The organism is Paenibacillus oryzisoli (assembly GCF_050467285.1).
In the GTDB taxonomy this organism is placed as follows: Bacteria; Bacillota; Bacilli; order Paenibacillales; family NBRC-103111; genus Paenibacillus_E; species Paenibacillus_E oryzisoli_A.
On record NZ_JBCMUN010000009.1, the window covers coordinates 509,908 to 529,748 of the forward strand.

General features: G+C 51.7%; 15 protein-coding genes. 10 read left to right on the forward strand and 5 right to left on the reverse strand.

Going from position 1 to position 19,841, the window contains the following annotated elements; all coding sequences use genetic code 11:
• Positions 1-17: 17 nt before the first annotated feature.
• Positions 18-1,160, forward strand: coding sequence for a glycosyltransferase family 4 protein (locus tag ABE504_RS17605; RefSeq protein ID WP_430091074.1), 1,143 nt, complete (start codon positions 18-20; stop codon positions 1,158-1,160).
• Between the two features lie 304 nt (positions 1,161-1,464).
• Here ABE504_RS17605 and ABE504_RS17610 read toward each other — a convergent pair whose 3' ends face one another.
• Positions 1,465-2,907, reverse strand: coding sequence for a transposase (locus tag ABE504_RS17610; protein WP_430091076.1), 1,443 nt, complete (start codon positions 2,905-2,907; stop codon positions 1,465-1,467).
• Positions 2,908-3,338: 431 nt separating this feature from the next.
• Complete coding sequence (locus tag ABE504_RS17615) at positions 3,339-3,845, reverse strand: hypothetical protein (RefSeq protein WP_430091078.1); 507 nt, start codon at positions 3,843-3,845, stop codon at positions 3,339-3,341.
• 287 nt (positions 3,846-4,132) lie between these two features.
• On the opposite strand from ABE504_RS17615, the gene ABE504_RS17620 reads away from it, so the two are divergent.
• Together ABE504_RS17620 and ABE504_RS17625 are read left to right on the forward strand one after the other, a co-directional pair.
• The gene (locus ABE504_RS17620; RefSeq protein WP_430091080.1) at positions 4,133-5,440 is read left to right on the forward strand and encodes a UDP-glucose dehydrogenase family protein; all 1,308 of its coding nucleotides are present in this window, start codon (positions 4,133-4,135) and stop codon (positions 5,438-5,440) included.
• A gap of 12 nt (positions 5,441-5,452) precedes the next feature.
• A complete protein-coding gene (locus tag ABE504_RS17625) occupies positions 5,453-6,406 on the forward strand; it encodes an NAD-dependent epimerase/dehydratase family protein (RefSeq protein ID WP_430091082.1) in 954 nt (317 codons plus the stop codon).
• 49 nt (positions 6,407-6,455) lie between these two features.
• On the opposite strand, the gene ABE504_RS17630 is transcribed toward ABE504_RS17625, so the two are convergent.
• Positions 6,456-6,863, reverse strand: coding sequence for a c-type cytochrome (locus ABE504_RS17630; RefSeq protein ID WP_430091084.1), 408 nt, complete (start codon positions 6,861-6,863; stop codon positions 6,456-6,458).
• Positions 6,864-7,036: 173 nt separating this feature from the next.
• Here ABE504_RS17630 and ABE504_RS17635 point away from each other — a divergent pair, with 173 nt between their 5' ends.
• From ABE504_RS17635 to ABE504_RS17660, 6 genes are all read left to right on the forward strand, one after another.
• Complete coding sequence (locus ABE504_RS17635) at positions 7,037-7,816, forward strand: gluconate 2-dehydrogenase subunit 3 family protein (protein WP_430091086.1); 780 nt, start codon at positions 7,037-7,039, stop codon at positions 7,814-7,816.
• Positions 7,817-7,841: 25 nt separating this feature from the next.
• Positions 7,842-9,563: a GMC family oxidoreductase gene (locus tag ABE504_RS17640; protein ID WP_430091088.1), complete on the forward strand. Its 1,722-nt coding sequence runs from the start codon at positions 7,842-7,844 to the stop codon at positions 9,561-9,563.
• A gap of 34 nt (positions 9,564-9,597) precedes the next feature.
• The gene (gene tatC, locus ABE504_RS17645) at positions 9,598-10,332 is read left to right on the forward strand and encodes a twin-arginine translocase subunit TatC (protein WP_430091090.1); all 735 of its coding nucleotides are present in this window, start codon (positions 9,598-9,600) and stop codon (positions 10,330-10,332) included.
• Between the two features lie 20 nt (positions 10,333-10,352).
• Positions 10,353-10,550, forward strand: a complete 198-nt coding sequence (tatA, locus tag ABE504_RS17650; RefSeq protein ID WP_126144654.1) for a twin-arginine translocase TatA/TatE family subunit — start codon at positions 10,353-10,355, stop codon at positions 10,548-10,550.
• Between the two features lie 280 nt (positions 10,551-10,830).
• Positions 10,831-12,714 carry an S-layer homology domain-containing protein gene (locus ABE504_RS17655; protein WP_430091092.1) on the forward strand — a complete coding sequence of 628 codons (1,884 nt, stop codon included), beginning with the start codon at positions 10,831-10,833 and terminating at the stop codon, positions 12,712-12,714.
• A gap of 29 nt (positions 12,715-12,743) precedes the next feature.
• Complete coding sequence (locus ABE504_RS17660) at positions 12,744-16,934, forward strand: Ig-like domain-containing protein (RefSeq protein WP_430091094.1); 4,191 nt, start codon at positions 12,744-12,746, stop codon at positions 16,932-16,934.
• 47 nt (positions 16,935-16,981) lie between these two features.
• Here ABE504_RS17660 and ABE504_RS17665 read toward each other — a convergent pair whose 3' ends face one another.
• Together ABE504_RS17665 and ABE504_RS17670 are read right to left on the reverse strand one after the other, a co-directional pair.
• Positions 16,982-17,425: a carboxymuconolactone decarboxylase family protein gene (locus tag ABE504_RS17665; protein WP_430091096.1), complete on the reverse strand. Its 444-nt coding sequence runs from the start codon at positions 17,423-17,425 to the stop codon at positions 16,982-16,984.
• A 68-nt stretch (positions 17,426-17,493) separates the two neighbouring features.
• Entirely contained in the window at positions 17,494-18,372 is an 879-nt protein-coding gene (locus ABE504_RS17670) for an RNA polymerase sigma-70 factor (RefSeq protein ID WP_430091098.1), read from the reverse strand.
• A 121-nt stretch (positions 18,373-18,493) separates the two neighbouring features.
• Here ABE504_RS17670 and ABE504_RS17675 point away from each other — a divergent pair, with 121 nt between their 5' ends.
• Positions 18,494-19,558, forward strand: coding sequence for an LLM class flavin-dependent oxidoreductase (locus ABE504_RS17675; RefSeq protein ID WP_430091100.1), 1,065 nt, complete (start codon positions 18,494-18,496; stop codon positions 19,556-19,558).
• The last annotated feature ends 283 nt before the right edge of the window (positions 19,559-19,841 follow it).

Sequence of the window (19,841 nt, forward strand, 5' to 3'; positions counted from 1 at the left end):
AAGGAAGCTGTTACCTCGTGAATATCTTAATGATTTGCACCGAAAAGCTCCCTGTCCCCAATATTCGCGGCGGTGCGATTCAGACTTACATCTGCGGCGTCGCTTCCATGCTGAGCCGCTCGCACCGTCTGACGATATTGGGCCGAACAGATCCTGATTTGCCGCAAGAGGAAGTCGTCGACGGCATCCGTTACGTGCGCGTGCTTTCTGAAGGGCTTCTCGAAGTGTATGCGCAGGGGGTCGTCGCTTTCTTGGCTACCGCTCTGGAACACTACGACATCATTCATATTTTCAACCGGCCGAAGCTGGTGCTGCCCGTCCGCAGCGTAGCCCCGAACTCGCGCATTATTTTAAGCATGCATAACGATATGTTTCATCCGCTCAAGCTGCACCCCGTCGAAGGCAACGAAGTGATTGCACAAACGGAGCGCATTATTACAATCAGCAATTATATTGGCACATCTATTACCGACTACTATCCGCAAGCTGCGCCGAAGCTGAAAACCATCTACTCCGGCGTCGACCTCGACCGCTTTGCGCCGTGGCTCGAATCGCAGCAGGCGCGCAGCGCAAGGGAATCTCTGCGCGCAGAGCATAATCTCGGCAATAAGAAGATCATCCTCTTCGTCGGCCGGCTCACCCGCAACAAGGGGCCGCACGTCCTCGTTCGCGCCATGTCACAGCTGAGGCATTCCGATGCCGCGCTCGTCATCGTCGGCGGCGCCTGGTACAGCGACAATACGATCAGCGACTATATCGCCTATGTCAAAGCGCTTGCCGAACAAGCGCCGCTCCCCGTCATCACGACAGGCTACGTCCAGGCGCACGATGTGCATCGCTGGTTCTGTGCCGGCGACGTGTTCGTCTGTACGTCCATCTGGCAGGAGCCTCTGGCCAGGGTGCATTATGAGGCGATGGCTGCCGGACTGCCGTTTCTGACAACGGCGCGCGGCGGCAATCCCGAGATTATCGCCAATAATAACGGATTGCTGATTAACAATCCGGAAGATCCAGCCGAATATGCGGAAAAGCTGAACTATGTGCTCTCCGATATGGGCAGAGCGCGTCAAATGGGCATGAACGGCCGTCGTATGGCCGAAGGCAACTTTTCATGGCCTCGGGTGGCTGCCGACATTTTATCCGTATGGGAAGGCCGGTAAATGGGAATAAGCCTGTTGGATGATACGTCCAACAGGCTTTTTATCGTTTGGCGTACGCCGCTCCTCTATGGAGAAGGGGCTGCACAATCGTGTGTGGCAGGAGAAGCCTGCGATTATGCAGGAATTTCCTGCAAAAATGGCCTTTTCGGCAGAATGCCTGCGAAAAAGCAGTTTTTTCCGCCTAGCTCGCTCAAAACGAGCATTCTCGTCCAAAATGCCTGCGTATTAAGTTAATTTCAAAATTAAGAGTTTAGAGTGCCCGCATCTCCCCAATTTTAGGGGAGATTTTTCAAAAAAATATGAGCTAAGCTACATGGTTTAATTCTCGAATGCTTCGGTTAAGATGATCTAGCGAATACTTGCACAAGTTGTAGGTCAGACAACTTAAGTGGTAGTCCACAAACGCACGTTTCTTTAGTTTTCGGGTCATATCCAAATTAAAATATAACTTCAAGTAGGCAAACACACGCTCAACCGCGACGCGTTGTTTGAACAGCTCCGCGAATTTTTTGCTCCCGCGGCCAGGCGCCGAATAGCGACGAACATCCTCGTCAATACGAAATTTGTACACCCGTTGGCATTTCTCGCCTGCGAGTGAGCAGGTCTTGCATTCCTTTGGCCGGGTGTATTTCACTGTTTTTCGCTTAGCATCATAACTGTCGTACTGATACGGATGCCCTTGCCCACAGAGCGGGCGGAAGTACCGATCTACGCCTTCCGGTAGTGGACTCCGGTGGATAAGCGGAATGAGCGGTAGTGAGCCTAGACGCCGAATTTGTTGGTAGACCGGTTCACTATCGTATCCCTTATCTGCGAGTACGTGTGAGATTTTCAGAGCAGAAAATCGTTCTTTGATTCGTTTCAGCATCACAATCGCTAATCGCTGCTCGCTTACATTGGCTGAGCAAATTTCGCCCGTCACAATGTACTGGCTAGACGTATCCACCATGGCGTGATACCGGTAGCCGTACCAATATTTCGTAGTACCTTTGCCCCTTACGTCACCTTTTGCCCCAATACCAGGCGCTATGGGCATGTCGCGAATGAGCTCGTCATAACTAGCGTCCAGCATGTCAGCAACATCCCGTTCGAACCAGCTTAAGGAGGCCTTGTAGGCTTGCAACTGTTGTTGCCATGCGGCTTCTTCTGCCTTAGGAACGCGGCCTCGCTTCGAGCGCTTTGGTTTGGATGGCTTGGCCGTTGTGAAGGATTCCGTAGCTACGAGGCTCTGGCTTTGATCATTCGAGGTAGAATCGGTCGCAGGCACGGCAATTTTCTTTTTGTCCAAGTGCGGGTTACGGTCGAAGCATTCGATGTGAGAACCGTCCATAGCCAGTACGTTTCCCGAAATCCATCCGACTGCTATGGCTCTATCCACCAAGATGTCCATGACACTTTGTAATACACCGGTTTGTTCCAATTTCTTAGCTAAACGCGAATAGGCTGCTTCACTGGGGATGCGGTCGGAATCCGTAAAGCGACACATTTTTCTAAATTCAGTTTGCGTTCGCAAGCGCCCAATGAGATCTTTCGTATAGCGAATGCGCTCGATTTTTCCAATGATAAGTGAGTACACCATCGCACGCGTATTGAGGCTTTCCGCGCGCCCCAAAATACTCTTTTTAGCCACACTGCGAAGAATACGCTCCATGGGAAGATGCTCCAGAATGGCAGCGTATTTCTGCTCAACAGACATTCCCAACAATTCCTCGAAGGAAAACAGCTCGCCTTGTTGAATATTATACATACGGAGTCCTCCTTCTCTTTTTTCAAAGTTTGTTGGTGTGGTAACCTAAACTTCGAGAAAATGGGGAGGTGCTCCTTTTTTGCATGCTTAAAATCCTTGAAAGAATAAGGAATTTAGAATTATGAAATTAACTTTATTCGCAGGCATTTCATCGAATCAAGAAGGGAACGATGAAAATTCCTGCAGATTTGCAGGCTTTGAATCCCCGTTCCGAATACGCTTTCCCAGCCCCTCCGCATCCTGATGGCCTAAAACGAAAAAATAGGACGAAAAGCTGCACATGGGCAGGCATTCGCCTATTCTTACAAATCTTATACACACTTTTTCATCTTACTTGTCCACCACGGTCAGAGAACCGTCAAGCAGATCCATGCGTAACTCGTACAACTACCAGCACGGATGGTGCCCCCGGCAGTTATGGATGACCCAGACTAGACTTCGTCGTCACTCTCACTACTTGTGTCGTCGCCTTCTGCCACTTCGGCTTCCTCATCTTCATTCTCACTGCTCGTGTCGTCGCCTTCTGCCACTTCGGCTTCCTCATCGTCACTCTCACTGCTCGTGTCGTCGCCTTCTGCCACTTCGGCTTCCTCGTCGTCACTCTCACTACTTGTGTCGTCGCCTTCTGCCACTTCGGCTTCCTCATCGTCACTCTCACTGCTTGTGTCGTCGCCTTCTGCCTCTTCCGCTTCCTCATCGTCACTTTCGCTGCTTGTGTCATCGCCTTCTGCCACTTCGGCTTCCTCGTCGTCACTTTCGCTGCTTGTGTCGTCGCCTTCTGCCACTTCGGCTTCCTCGTCGTCACTTTCGCTGCTTGTGTCATCGCCTTCTGCCTCTTGGGCTTCCTCTTCGTCACTTTCCTCTTCCGTCGAAGAGATTCGAACCATTTCTTCCAGTTCACTTTCTTCTACTTGTTTCGCTTTGTCCGTATGAGCCAAGGCAACCAATCCCTTCTTCATTTACGATGTTTACGAACCATTCTGGTTTCTTTGTATAGTATGTTTTTCCGGCCTGAATGCGTAGGCGATTGATAGAGTCCATGTGCGGAATGTCGCCGTCTCCGCTTCTCCGCTGTTCGCCCCTTAGCAATCGCCCTAGCATTTACAATTTTTCAACATAAATTAATAGTGTCTACGATAAGACAAGGAGGTAAGCCAAGCTCACGAAGGACTCGTCTTTTGCGCAGACAGAGGTCGTTTTTGCTTCATCTGAAGGAGGGGTATGCTTGAATATTTTAATTATTGGAACAGGGTATGTCGGGGTGACGACCGCCCTTGTATTTGCAGAACTCGGCTTCGAGGTAACCGGACTGGACGCCGATGAGCGCAAAGTGCAGACCTTATCGGAGGGGAAGCTTACGTTCTATGAGCCCGGATTGCAAGATTTGCTGGATCGGCATTTAGCTGCGGGACGGATCCATTTCACCTCTGAAGCGAAGGAAGCGATTCGGCAGAACACGGTTCTCTTCCTTTGTGTCGGCACGCCTTCCGATGAGAACGGAAGCGCGGACTTGCGCTACATCCGTGCGGTCGCCGAGCAAATCGGTCAAAGCATGGACGATTATAAAGTCATCGTGATCAAGAGCACCGTCCCCATCCATACGAACGAACGCCTCACAACCTGGATCGCTGGAGCTCAGCCTCATCCCATTCCCTTCGACGTCGTCTCCAATCCCGAATTTTTGCGGGAGGGCAGCGCCTTGCAGGATGCGCTTCATCCGGATCGCGTCATTATCGGCAGCCGCAATCAGGCCGCAGGACTTCACGTTCAATCGCTCTATGAGAAATTAAATGCGCCCTGCTTTCTCACAACGCCTACAACCGCCGAAATGATCAAATATGCGTCCAATTCCTTCCTGGCTACCAAAATATCGTTCGCAAACGAGCTGGCTCGCCTATGCGAGCAGTTGGACATCAACGTAGGCGATGTCTCCATCGGTATGGGGTACGATCACCGCATCGGACCGCATTTCTTGAAGGCAGGCATCGGCTATGGCGGTTCCTGCTTTCCCAAAGATATTAAAGCGCTGCTGCACATGGCGAAGGAGCAGCATACCCAGCTCTCCATTCTGGAGCAGGTACATGAAGTCAATGAAACGCAAGCTGAACATTTTCTGAAGCTCTGGGAGCGAAAACTCGGCGGATTTGCCGGTAAACGCATCGCGATTCTCGGTCTTTCCTTTAAACCGAATACGGACGATTTGCGGGAAGCGCCTTCCTTGGCCGTCATTCGCTATTTAACGGCACAAAGGGCGCAAGTGCGTGTGCACGATCCCGTCGCCAAGCTTCCGGCGAGCTTGCAATTGGCCGGGGTGCGGCAGCTGGAGCATTTGGAAGACGCCGTCGCAGGCTGCGACGCCGCCATTCTGTGCTCGGAATGGGACGTCTACCGCAACGCGGATTGGGGGCAGCTGCGGGATGAATTCAAGCAGCTGAACATTTTTGACGGACGGAACGTGCTTGATCGCCAGCGGTTAACCGAGCTCGGGTACACCTATTCGGGCATTGGCATAGGTAGTGCAGCGCGTAATTAGGAGGTTTTTTGGATGAAAATAGTCGTCACCGGCGCCGCCGGGTTTATTGGTTCCCATCTCTGCGAGAAGCTCCTCGAAGATCCGGCTGCGCATGTCATCGGACTGGACGGGCTCATCCCCAGCTCAACTCCAGTCTCTATGAGAGAGAACAATATCAAGGAACTGCTCGTTCACCCAAGGTTTACTTTTTTACAAGAGAATTTGTTGACAGCCGATTGGGAGCGCATCTTGCCGGGTGTGGATATCATTTATCATCTGGCGGGGATGCCGGGGGTCAGGTCCAGTTGGGGCGCAGATTTCAAGCAGTATATCGATAACAATATCGCCGCAACGCAGCGGCTGCTGGAAGGATGCAGAAACTTCCCGATTCACAAGTTTGTATACGCCTCGACCTCGTCGGTTTACGGTGAGCAGCTCGGCCAAGTGTCGGAAGCTGCGGCGACCGCGCCGCTCTCTCCCTATGGCGTGAGCAAGCTGACCGGCGAATATCTCTGCAAGGTTTACGCCCATACGACGAAGCTGCCGCTCGTCATTCTTCGCTTTTTCACCGTATATGGACCGAGGCAGCGGCCGGATATGGCGTTTCACAAGTTCATTGCCCACGCGTTAGCGGGCAAGCCGATTCCGCTGAACGGAGACGGCACGCAGACCCGCGACTTTACGTATGTCGGCGATTGCGTTGCCGCTATCGCCGCAACCGTCCACGCCGAGCAGATTATCGGTGAAACGATCAATATCGGCGGCAAAGAACGGGCATCCGTGCTGGAATGCATCGCGATCATCGAAAGGCTGCTCGGCCGCAAAATCGATGTGCAGCTGATGGGCAAGCCAGTCGGCGAGCCGAATCATACATGGGCCGATATTCGCAAGGCGCAGCTGCTGCTCGGCTATGCTCCGGAAACGGACTTGCAGACCGGGCTTGCAGCCGAGTTCAAATATTTGACCTCCCACATAGATCCGGATTAATGCAAAAATCCCGCCTGTCAAGTGATTGACAAGCAGGATTTTTGTTTTTTCATTTTTTGTCTGCGAGCCAAGTGGCAAGCGAGCTGATGTCGCCGTCAGAGAGTTTCCCTTTAAAGCTTGGCATGGCACCTTTTCCGTTTGTCACTGTGGCGGTAATTTGATCTTTGGACAATTTGCCGCCGATTTTCTGCAGGTTGGGGCCGACTCCGCCCTCCAGATTTGCGCCATGGCAGGCCACGCAATTTGCTTTAAACACCGTTTGCGCATCGCCGGAGGCCGTCGTCGTGCCGCCGCCTACCCCGCCGGCGCCGCCGCTTGTTGTTGCACTCGGGCTTGTTGCCGCGCTGGGACTTGCCGTTGCCGCCGGTGTGGCGCTAGGCGTCGTTTCGCTTTTGCCGCATGCCGACAGCGAACCGCCCACCAATAATGCAAGGACGATCAAGGATGTTTTCTTCATGATGAGGCTTCTCCTAATCTTATCGCTTCTCATGGGAAATGGTAACGCTTCTTCCATCCCTAAGATGCCCCCTCGCCTAACATTTATGCGCAAGACTGTATAAGAAAAATCTCCCTTGCAAAAGCTACCCGTATTCACCTGCATATGCACAATCTTCCAAGGAGGTCATACCATTGGCAGAACGACCAAATGAACAGGCACCAGACCAATCTCGCCGCAGCTTTCTTAAATACACGGGAACCGCTATCGGCGGAGCCGTCGTAGGAGGTGTTATCGGCAGCGCCGTTTCCGGCGGCTTCAAAAAATCGGCAGGGGAGCCCTCTCCCTCCCCATCCGCATCTGCCGCACCGCAGGCGCAGGCACCTTCCGATTTTAACCAGGCCCCGATGTTCTTCAATCAACTGCAGCTGCAGATTACGGAAGCGGCCGCCGAGCGCATTTTCCCAAAAGACGATAAGTATCCGGGCGCAACCGATCTTGGGGTCGCCTTCTACATCGATCATCAGCTCGCCAGTCCGTGGGGCGTCAATGCGCGTACATACCGCATGGGACCTTTCGTCAAAGGCGAAGCGACGCAAGGAGACTACCAGAGCATCGAACGGCATGAGCTGATCACTATGGGGCTGAACACCCTGGAAGAAACGAGCAAAACAAAGCACAGCAAATCTTTCACGGAACTGGCACCGGAGGAGCAGGATACGATTCTCACGTCCATGGAGAAGGGCGAAATCAACGTCGTGAACGGCATCACGGGCAAAACATTCTTCAACCTGTTCCGCGTACTGGTCATGGAAGGTGTGTATTCCGATCCACTGTATGGCGGCAACAAAAACATGGCCGGCTGGAAAATGCGCAAATACCCCGGCAACCAAATGAGCTACGCCAACATGATGGACAAGGATGCGTTCGTATCCATGGAGCCGCGCAGCTTGCACGATCATTTTATTCATTAACCCCCACCAAGAAAGGATACGATTTATGGCTACCAAAATGCCGAAAGTGCCCGTCGTCATCGTGGGCGTAGGTTGGGTCGGCGGCATCATCGCTGCCGAATTGACGAAGCAGGGCGTCAAAGTTGTAGGCCTCGAGCGCGGCAAACCGCGGGGCACGCAGGACTACTACATGGTGCACGACGAGCTGCGCTATGCCTCCCGCTATGATTTGATGCAGGACCTGTCCAAAGAAACTGTAACATTCCGCAATACCGACAAAATCGCTGCCGTGCCGATGCGGGAATACGGCTCCTTCCTCCTGGGCGAAGGCCTAGGCGGTGCGAGCATTCACTGGAACGGACAGACGTACCGGTTTCTCCCGTATGATTTTGAAATTTACAGCAAAACCGTCGAGCGCTACGGCAAGCAAAAAATCCCCGAAGGCATGATGCTGCAGGACTGGGGCATCACCTATGACCAGCTTGAGCCTTATTTCGATAAATTCGAAAAAATGGCCGGCATCTCCGGCGACGCGGAGCAAAATCCACTCGTCGGCAAGCGATCAGCTCCGTTTCCGACGAAGCCGATGGTCAAGACGCCGATCCTCAAGCTGTTTGAGGATGCAACCAAAAAGCTCGGCTATCACCCTTATATGATGCCGTCCGCCAACCTCTCGGAGCAGTACACGAATCCGGACGGGATTACCCGTGCGGGTTGCCAGTACTGCGGCTACTGCGAGCGCTTCGGCTGCGAGTATGGCGCCAAAGCCGACGCCGTCGTCACTGTGCTGCCGATTGCGCAGAAATCCGGCAATTTCGAGCTTCGCTCCTACTCGAATGTCATTCAGATTCTGCATGACGGCAAGAAGTCCAGCGGTGTCGTCTATGTCAACACAGTGACCGGCGAGCAGTTCGAGCAGCCCGCCGACGTGGTCATCATGGCGAGTTATGTTTTTAACAACATTAAACTTTTGCTCACCTCCAAGCTCGGCAAGCCGTACGATCCCGCTTCCGGCAAAGGCGTTATCGGTAAAAACTACTGTTATCAAACGAACGGCGGCACCGCTTCCGGCTTCTTTGACGATAAGGAATTCAATACGTACGCAGGCGCAGGATCGCTCGGCATGGAAATTCCCGATTTCAACGGCGACAACTTTGACCACAGCAGCTTGAACTTCTTGCACGGCGCCGGCATTCGGATTTCTCAGACCGGCCAGCGGCCGATCCAAAACAATTCTGTACCGAAGGGAACACCGGGCTGGGGCAAAGATTTCAAAGCGCAGTCGCTGAAATATGCGAACAGCGTCATTTCCGTCGCTCCGCAGGGCAGCTCCCTGCCGTGGCGCCACCACTACGTTGATCTCGATCCGACCTACAAGGATGCATATGGACTGCCGCTCCCGCGAATTACGTTCGATTTTGAGGAGCAGGATCGCCAACTGGTCAAGTTCATGGCAGGCAAAGCCGCGGAGATCATGAAGGAAATGAAAGCGACGACGATCGGTTCCTCCGATCAGCTCGGGCCCTACAACATTGTACCGTACCAGTCCACCCACAATACCGGCGGCGTCGTCATGGGCGGCGATCCGTCTACCTCAGCCGTCAACAACTACCTGCAAATGTGGGACGCGGAAAATGTATTTGTCGTGGGCGCTTCGGCGTTTGCCCATAACAGCGGCTACAACCCGACCGGGACCGTTGGCGCGCTCGCTTACCGGGCGGCCGAAGGCATCGCTAAGTATTTGAAATCCGGCGGCATGCTTGTTTAATTGGCTATCAGCGCCCGAAGGAAAGGAGACGGACATGGGACAGGAAGACTGGATCGTTCATCTGACCGAAGTTCGCAAGCGGCTGATCGTGATCGCCGTCTGGTTCGTGGCCGCGCTCGGGGCCGGCTTGTACCTGTCGACAGACATCCTGCGCTATCTCAAATCGCAGCCGCTCATCGGTGAAATCCATTGGAATGTGTTCGGTTTCACCGACGGGCTCATGATTTATATGAAGTGTGCGCTGCTCTTTGCCCTGTTGTTTACCGTGCCGGTGTTTCTCTATCAGGCTTGGGCGTTCGTCAAGCCCGGCTTGACGGAACGGGAAGCCAGCAGCGCGCTTCCTTACATTCCCGTGGCATTTGCATTGTTTCTAAGCGGCGTGGCGTTCAGCTACTGGGTCGTCTTCCCGATGATGGTCCGCTTTATGATGCGGATGAATCAGACGGTTGGCGCAGCGGAAACGTACGGGATCGACAACTATTTTGCTTTTCTGTTTCAAATCGTATTTCCGATGGCAATCGCCTTCGAACTGCCGGTGGTGCTGCTGTTTCTGACCAAAATCGGTCTGCTCACTCCGCAGCTCCTCAAGACGTCGCGCAAATACGCCTACCTTGCCTTAACGATCACAGGCTCGTGCATCTCGCCTCCCGATATGATGTCGCACCTCTCCGTCACCATGCCGCTCATTCTCTTGTTCGAGATCAGCGTGCTGGCCGCAGGCTGGCAGTGGCGGGCTATGCAGCATCGTGAGGCGAACCCGACGACTTAATAAGAAAGGAGGATGCTCCCATGTTCAACAATATCGGCGTATCGGGTCTTATCTTGATCCTCGCCATCGCTTTGATCGTCTTCGGACCGGCGAAACTGCCGCAGCTCGGCCGCGCTTTTGGCGAGACGCTCCGCGAGTTCCGCAACTCCACTCGGACGATTATCGAAGACGGCGAACACGATCATTTGCTAGAGAATGAAGGGAAAAAGCCGTTGTAATACAGCGGTTCCATTGCATCGCAAAGACTTCCGGAAATTTTTCCGGAGGTCTTTTTTGCTTGTCAATATTTTCAAGAATTTTAGTTCTTTACGTCCACTTAAACTTGCGAATATTATAGTTCTAAAGATCTATATTCGACATTTTCCAACAATTGGATAGGTCGATTTTTAAAGGAGATCGGACGATCTTATGCGAAACTTTCAATGGGCAGATCCTTCTCCTATTGCTACTGTGTATCGTTTTAATTTTCGACAACATGAAATTCTCGGAGGTCACGCAATGCGAAAAGTATTCCAATCAACACGTCTCCAAAGCACTATGGCGCTTATCTTAGCTGCCGGAAGCTTGCAAGCTTTCCCCGCATGGGCCTCGGCAGCCGCCATCCAGCCCTCCGCCGTTCAAGTTACCATCGGCAGCTCCAGTCTGGACACGAACACCTCGTTCACGATCCCCGTCTCTGTAAAGCCCACTGGTAAAATCGCATCCTACAACATGCAAATTGATTTCGATCCATCCGCTTTTACGATTACCAGCATTGTACCCAAGTATGGAAACGCCGAGCTGAGCAGTTGCGGCAACACAGAGGACGGCTGCTTTACCTCCCAGTTTAACAATGATGAGGGGTGGATTCGCGCAATCTGGATTGATGCTACGACGGGCAGCGAACCGGAGCATCCAATTACGTCCGATCAAGTTTTATTCGAAATTAAGGGGACTACTAAGCAGCTTGTCGGATCCAAGCAGTTTAGCATTGATGCTACCAGTCCAGAGAACATCACCTTCACGGACGGCCATTTCCAAGGCAGTGAACCGAATCATTTTGCGCTTGAGGTGAAAAGCGGTACTTTTTCGATTAGCGACCCGCCTTCCGCTTCCGGCCCGATTGCACTGACAACCGATATTCCTGTGTACGTAGACGGCAAACTGCAGGAGAAATCCGCAACAGCGAAGTCTGAAACCGTTAACAATCAAGTCAGAACGACTGTAACTGTCGATAATAATAAAGTCATCCAGCAATTTGAAAACAATAAAGTGAAGAACCTACTGCTTCCTGTTGTCAACACCAAATCCGATGTCGTCGTCGGCGAACTGAACGGCAAACTTGTTAAAGCGATGGAAGGTAAAGAGGCTTCCGTGCAAATTCAAACCGATCGCGCGACGTACACCCTTCCTGCCGCCCAAATTCGCATCGACAACATTTCGCAGGATATGGGAAAAGACGTTGCGCTGGAAGATATTAAAATCCGGGTCGCCATTTCAGAAAGTTCAGCAGACCATAAAGAGCAGTTAGCGAACGCTGCCAAATCGACGAACATTGATACCCTTATTTCTCCGGTCGATTTTGAAGTCGAAGCCACCCATGGAGACAAGACTGTTTCCGTTCATCAATTCAATGATTATGTGGAACGTACTATTGCGCTGCCAGACGGCATTGATCCTGCGAAAATCACGACCGGCACCGTCTTGAACGGCGATGGCGGGCTGTCCCATGTACCAACGAATGTACGCAAACAAGATAACCGCTATTATGCCGATATTAAAAGCTTGACCAACAGTACATATGCTGTGATTTGGAATCCGAAAACGTTCGCGGACGTTGCCACACATTGGAGCAAAATCGATGTCAACGATCTCGCCTCCCGATTAATCGTGCAGGGCACCTCTGCGGATACATTCAGTCCTGACCGATCAATTACGCGTGCCGAATTTACGTCCATTCTTCTGCGTGCTCTAGGTCTACATACACCGCAAACCGATCAACCACTCGTGCAATTTAGCGACGTATCGGCCTCCGACTGGTTTGGACAAAGTATCGGGACCGCTGTCTCCTATAAACTGATCAGCGGCTACAATGACGGTACATTCCAACCGGACGGCCTTATCACTCGCGCAGAAGCGATGACAATGCTCGAACGGGCGATGCCGCTCGTACATCTCAGTCTGATTCAGGACGCACAAGCCGCGAATGCGCTTCTGGCTGCCTTTGCCGATGAAGCCGACATTCAGCCTTGGGCCCGTCAAGCCGTCGCATCCTCCGTAAAACAAGGCATTGCGCAGGGAGCCGATCACAATGAGCTTGCACCGCAAGCCAACTTAACACGCGCACAGACGGCAGCTATGATTCGCCGAATGCTATTGAAAGCTCAGCTCATTAATTCCTAGACATCGACGACCAGGAGGATTCAATGGATATGAAACGAAACTTATGGGAACGCGTACTTCCTCGCCCACACGCCAAGCATGTGGTGCTGACGCTTTCTTCCGTGTTGGCGCTCAGTCCCTTTATCGGTGCCATTCCAGCTCATGCTGCAAGCTCAGCGACTATCGCCAAGACAGTCGCGGTAAAAGATATAAGTTGGGCTAGTATCCCTGACAGCAATGTAAGCGGTGATACCCTGTCCGTGAATATTTCTTCCCATACGCAATGGGCGAACGAAACCGACATGACACTGACCGCTTCTTCGAAAAATGAAGGGATTGCAACTGCGATGATCGACGGCAACCTGTTGCGCATTACGGCGATCAGTGCTGGAACCACACAGATCGAGCTGCGAGCAGCCAAAGCTGGCCGAGAAACGGCTGTCGATACGATTCAAGTGGATTTGACGCGCATCGGCGATACGAACGGCGACGGTAACGTCACTTCAGCCGATGCTCTGTATATCACCAAAGTCGTCAACACGAAGCCGCCTGTCACCGATCCGGAGATCATCAACCGGTTGGATATTAATCGCGACGGCGTATTGACCAAAGAGGATTCTACCGCACTGTTAAGCAATTATGTCGGCAAAAGCGGCGCAGTCGCCAGCACCTACATTGTCAGCCTGAAGGAGGTCAATGATGCTCCAATCCTTTCTCAGACGGCTATCAATGGCGACCTCCGCATCCAGCAAACACTCAGTGCGGTTGCGCAATATCAGGACGTAGAAGGTGACGCTCAAGCCTCCCTCACCTATCAATGGTATCGCGGAACGAAAAGCGACGGCAGTGATAGAACCGCGATTCCAGGTGCAACGTCAAGCTCTTATACCATCGTTGGTGACGATGTTGGCAGTTATCTGTGGGCCGAAGTTACACCTTCCGCTTCAACGGGAACATTAGTCGGACAGTCATATTCTGTAAGAACGCCTGTCTCTGTGCCGGACACAACGCCACCTGAGCTTAACGGTTCGCTGCAGCCGCTGAATACGATTGGCAAATCGCAGATGGATAGTGATTTTGTCATGACATTTAACGAAAATATTAAAGTCGGCACAGGTACCATCACTTTGCACAAAAAATCCGATTCCAGCATCGTAGAGACCATTGATGTCACCGATACCGGCAAGGTTACGTTCAACAACCTGACGGTTACGATTGCCAATCCAGGACTCGCCGACGTGACGGAGTACTACTTGGAAGTCTCGCCAGACGCCATTCTTGATCTTGCCGATAACCCGTACGCAGGCATCAGTGGTTCTACGAAATGGACCTTCACAACGCCGGACACCACACAGCCAGAGCGTAATTCGTTGCTTCCAGCGAATGAGAAAGTTGATGTTAAAAAAGGTGATGACTTCCAGATATCCTTTAACGAAAATGTTAAAGCAGTAGCCGGCAAAAACATTAGGATCTATAAAGCCGATCATAATCCAACTGCCGTTATAGCCGCCGACGACACGCAGTACGTCACGATTAGCGGTTCAACCGTAACGATTCATCACAGCGATCTCACGGAAACTGAACATTACTACATTACCGTGGACAACGGCGCATTTACCGACTTGTCGGACAACGCCTACGCTGGCTTCGACACCGATTCGGAATGGACGTTCTATGTACCGGACATTACGCCGCCGGTTGCCAGCAGTTTGACACCGAGCAACGGCGACAAAGGGATTATGACTTCCGACGATCTCAAAATCACGTTTAACGAAAATGTGCAGCCCGTTGCCGGCAAGCAAATTGTGATCAAAAATGCCGTTACTCATGCCCAAGTCGCCACCTTCGATGTCGATGATCTAGCGCAAGTCACGATTAATGGCGCTGAAGTCGTTATCACTGCCGCGGGACTGAATACGGATGCAGCCTATTACGTTGAAGTGCCTGCCGGCGCGTTCAAAGATACGGCTGGCAATGACGCTCTCGCCTTTGGCGGCGCAGATAATTGGGCTTTTGCCACCGTTGACACGATTGCCCCTTCCTTGACCGCATCAAACCCGGTGATTGGCGGCAAAACATCCGTTGTCGATGCGGATCTGACCTTAACGTTTAGCGAAAACATCATACCTGGCAGCCAAAAGTACATCACAGTTCAGAATGCTGGTGATCACAGCACCGTGATTTCGTTTGCCTCTGACGATAAAGATCACGTCCAGATCACGGGCAACATCGTGACCCTTTCCGATCTTGGCTTGGCAGAGAAACAAGACTACGAAGTCATCATCGAGTCCGGCGCCTTCACCGACGATGCCGGCAATGACTACACCGGCATCCCAGAAACTTCGGCTTGGACGCTCTCAACGCCGGATTTAACGGCACCAACAGCCGTTTCGTTCACGCCGGAGAAACTGGCGACGGGTGTTGACCGACAAACGCCATTGTCACTCACCTTCAGTGAGGATGTGAAAGCTGTCAGCGGAAAATCTATTACCATTCGCAAAGAAAGCGATAACACCGCTGTTGCGACATACTTGGTAACCGATTCGTCCAAAGTATCCATCAGCGGAGCTGAAGTAGTAATAGCCAATCCTGGACTTGCGGATGAATCCGGCTATTACCTCGAAATCGACAGCGGCGCCTTTTCCGACTTGTCCGACAATCCATATGCCGGCATCTCAGGATTGACAGGTTGGAGTTTTACCACGCCGGATACGATGCCGCCTGCTGTTGCAAGTCTATTGCCGTTGAATCAAGCGGAGGAAGTTAGCCGTACGGCGGATTTTTCGATTACGTTTAATGAGAAGATTAAAAAGGGCACAGGTAAAGTCCATTTATACGATAAAATGCATCCAGACTTGCCGCCTGTAGACTTTGACATTGAAAGTCAGGATATCGTAGTCTCGGATCGTATACTTACGATCCCCCACTCAGAATTAAATTACTTTACGCACTATTACCTAACCATGGATAGCGGCGCTATTACGGATCTAACAGGGAACCCTTTTACAGGATGGACCGATGATACAACTTGGAGCTTCTGGTCGCCGGATAATCGTATTTTCACGTTGGAGAGTGCCGTTCCATTTACGGAGCAACAATTGAATGCGGAATACGGCATCGAGTTTAAAATCAACTTATCGGGCGATACGCTGAAAGATTTGCAAAATGCACCGGATGTAAGCTCATATGTACTTTCAAATGCGCCAATGGGACTGTCTATAGTTGAATCCTACTGGTCGCAAGACAATTTGCATGTTTTATTATTTTTTGATGGCACTGACTTCGATGAAGATGTAACAAATTTCAAACTTACTCTGAATGGAAGCGAACTAACGTCCGGCAAAAGCGTTTCAACCGGTGATATGACGATTACAGCTACCTTGGAACCAGAATTGCATCCATCTGCGCTTGCTCCCGTGGCAAATTCCTATGAAGCCGATCCGAACGGAGATCTGACACTTACTTTTGACACTGCAGTAACCGGAGTTGCTGGCAAAAACATTAAAGTATATAAACAATCGAACAACGCATTGATCGATACCATAGACGCAGGAAATGCTTCGAAAGTTTCGACAAACGGCAGTACGGTTACGATTAAGCACGCGGCTTTGTCCGATAATACGGACTACTATGTTACAGTAGAAGGAGGAGCATTCCAAAATCAGGAGGGTATTGTCAGCGCCGCGATTTCCTCGTCAACGGATTGGGGATTTAAGACGGTTATGTTTAATCCGGGATTGTTCTTTACGGATTATGTGGATGCCGGAAACGGGCAAATTGCTATCCAGGTGGCTCATACTGCGAACTTGTCCAATTACAGCTCAAATTACTCACTTTGGACTTATCGCTATCAGAAAGATACGCACCAAGTAGTTCAAACAAAAGAGTTTGATTTTTTCCCACAGCCAGATAATTATCCTTTTATTATTGTCAACGCAATCTTCTATAGTTTCCAAGACTTCACAGAAGCGCCGGGTTTCGCCATGATTGATCCAGACCCTTTCTTCTATAATCCAAACAACTTCAGCATCAATGCTTACGTAATTAAAGATTCATCGGGCAAAATTATCGACGTGCTTGGAGATTATTTAGCAACAACTGAAAACACGTTCATGCCGACCGGAGGTGCAGTCATGAGAAAACCAGGCATGCTCGGGGGTGTTAGCCTCTTCCATTTTTTCCAGTGGACACCTGTAATTAACGACATCATTTATCCAAGGTTCGGACATTTTACGAACTAAATAGAAAGACCTGGCCACCGCCAGGTCTTTTCCCTTTTCTCAATTCGTCACATACACCCCGGAAACATCCCCGTCGAGATCGCGATGCGGTTCCAACTGTTGATCGTATTAATCGCCATGATCAGCGTCACATATTCATTCTCCGTAAATTGCTCCCGCACACGAGCGTATACATCGTTCGGCACGCCCTTATCGGCAATCCGCGTTACGTATTCGGTCAGCTCCAGTGCCACCTTTTCCCGATCCGAGTAGATCGGCGATTCGTGCCAGACCGAGATCAAGTTAATGCGTTGATCCGTTTCGCCCAGCCCTTTCAAATCCCGCGTATGCATATCGAGACAGAATGCGCAGCCGTTGATTTGCGAAGCGCGAATTTTAATCAACTCGTATAGGGTGCGATCGAGGCCGCTTGCTTTAATAAAACTTTCCAGCTTTTGCATCGTTTGATATGCTTCTGGATTGACTATCCCATGATTGATACGAACTTCCATTGTGAATCCCTCCAGGTTCATTTTTCTTTTTACACACATAAGACAATTGAGCTAGAGGTTTTGTGACATTACGTCGGAAATACGAGATGTTTTAATTTATCGGGGTTGCTTAAAATGTACATGTGCCGCGCAGCCGTCTCGCCTTCGCCTAGGTCAAAACCCATCAACATATCCGGCGTGCCGTCGGCTTTCAGCAGCAGTATTCCCGCCTGTCCGTTAAACCATACCGGCCGAATCTCCCCATCCAGCGAGCCTTTCGCAAAAATCCCCTCGAAAAAGCCGCGGATGCGCGACTTGCCCAGAATGGGTCGCACCGCAGCGCGGCGCTTCCCTCCGCCATCGGAGACGAGAACCGCATCCTCGGTGAGCAACGAGACGAAGTTTTGAAAATCGCCAGTCTGCACGGCGCTCAGGAACGAATGGACCAAGGGACTTGCATCGCCCTGTTCCCGCCATTCACGTTTGCGAGCTTCCTCAATTTTCGCCTTGGCTCGGCTAACGATTTTACGGCAGTTCACTTCATTCTTCAGCAGCATGTCGGCCACTTCCGCATAGTCGTAACCCAGCACTTCTTTCAAAACAAAGGCAGCGCGCTCTGTCGGCGATAACGATTGCAGCAGCACTAGAAAAGCGTAGGAAATCGATTCTTCCTGCAAAAATCTGGCCTCAGGCCCGGAATCACTGCCTTGAAGTATCGGTTCAGGCAGCCAAGGGCCAACGTAGCTCTCCCTTCGCTTCCGTGCCGATTTGAGCTCGTTCAGGCACCGGTTTGTAATCATTTTAACAATATAAGCTTTGAGGTTGGAAATGCCCTCCAGCGGCAACCCCTGCAGCGAAACAAAAACATCTTGCAAAATATCCTCCGTATCCGCTACCGTCCCTAATAGCCGATACGCCACGGAGAAGAACAACGCATGATGCTTGCGGTAAATTTCTTCCAAATCCATCCAATTCAACCTCCGTTTCACTCGTCTCGACCTAACTCTGTCCTCCATCATAATCGAATGAACTTGAAACGCCAAGCACTTCGTGAGACAATATGTACGAAAAGTAAGGAGGTTACGATACATGCATACATCCGCATCATCGATAGAAATTGGGATCAGTACGTTTTTGGAAGCAACGCCGGACTCGGTCACAGGCATCGCGATTTCCCACGCTGAACGCCTTCGTCAAGCGGTCGAAGAAATCGTCGTGGCCGATCAAGCCGGTCTGGACGTGTACGGCATTGGCGAGCATCACCGCATCGATTACGCTGGAACGGCGCCAGCGATCGTGCTCGCTGCCGCGGCAGCCATGACCAAGCACATTCGCTTGACGAGTGCCGTGACCGTTCTCTCCTCGGACGATCCAATCCGGGTTTACCAGCAGTTCTCGACACTCGACGCGATTTCCAATGGTCGTTCTGAAATTATGGCCGGACGCGGCTCGTTTATCGAGTCCTTTCCGCTTTTTGGCTATAGTCTGGAAGATTACGATGAGCTGTTCGAGGAAAAACTCAGCCAGCTTCTCGCCATTCGCGCTTCGGAAAAAGTAAACTGGCCCGGCGGCAATCACACCTCGCCGATTCCGAACCTCGGCGTGTATCCGCGCTCCGTTCAAGAGCCGCTGCCGGTCTGGATCGCGAGCGGCGGCAACCCCGAGTCGGCGATTCGCGCCGGCGTCCTGGGACTGCCGATCGCCTTCGCCATCATCGGCGGCATGCCCGAGGGCTTCGCGCCCCTCGTCGCGCTCTATAAAGAAGCTGCGGCGAAATCCGGCCACGACGTGAGCAAACTGCAAATCGCCACGCATTCGCATGGCTTCGTGGCGGATACGACGGAAGCGGCCGCGGAGTCGTTCTTTGCGCCGACAGCGGCGCAAATGACCAAAATCGGCCGCGAACGCGGGTGGGGCCAGGCCTACACCCGCGCCACCTACGATGCCGCGCGCAGCCTGCGCGGCGCCTTGTACGTCGGTGATCCCGAGTACGTCGCAGAGAAAATCATCCTGCTGCATAAGAATCTGGGGATCACTCGGTTTTTCCTGCACGTGAACGTCGGCACGATGCCGCATCAAGAAGTGCTGCGCGCCATCGAGCTGCTCGGCACGAAAGTCGCCCCGATCGTCCGCAAAGCGATCGGATCGAAGTAACGAAAAGAGGAGCCGCGTTCAACCGAACGCGGCTCCTCTTTGTCGTACTAACCATCAGATAGAAGCGGTGAACCACGCTTATTTTGAAAGCATCGCCGCTTCTTCCGAAAATAAGCGTGGCAAACCGCTCTTATCCTACCGAGAGCCCCGATTTTCGAGGCTTGTATGAGCAAATAGAAGTGGTTAACCCCGCTTATCAACAGGGATGCGGCTGATATACAAGAAATAAAAGTGGTTGACTCTGCTTATTCCCGCCCCGAAAGCAAAAAACACACCAGCCCCT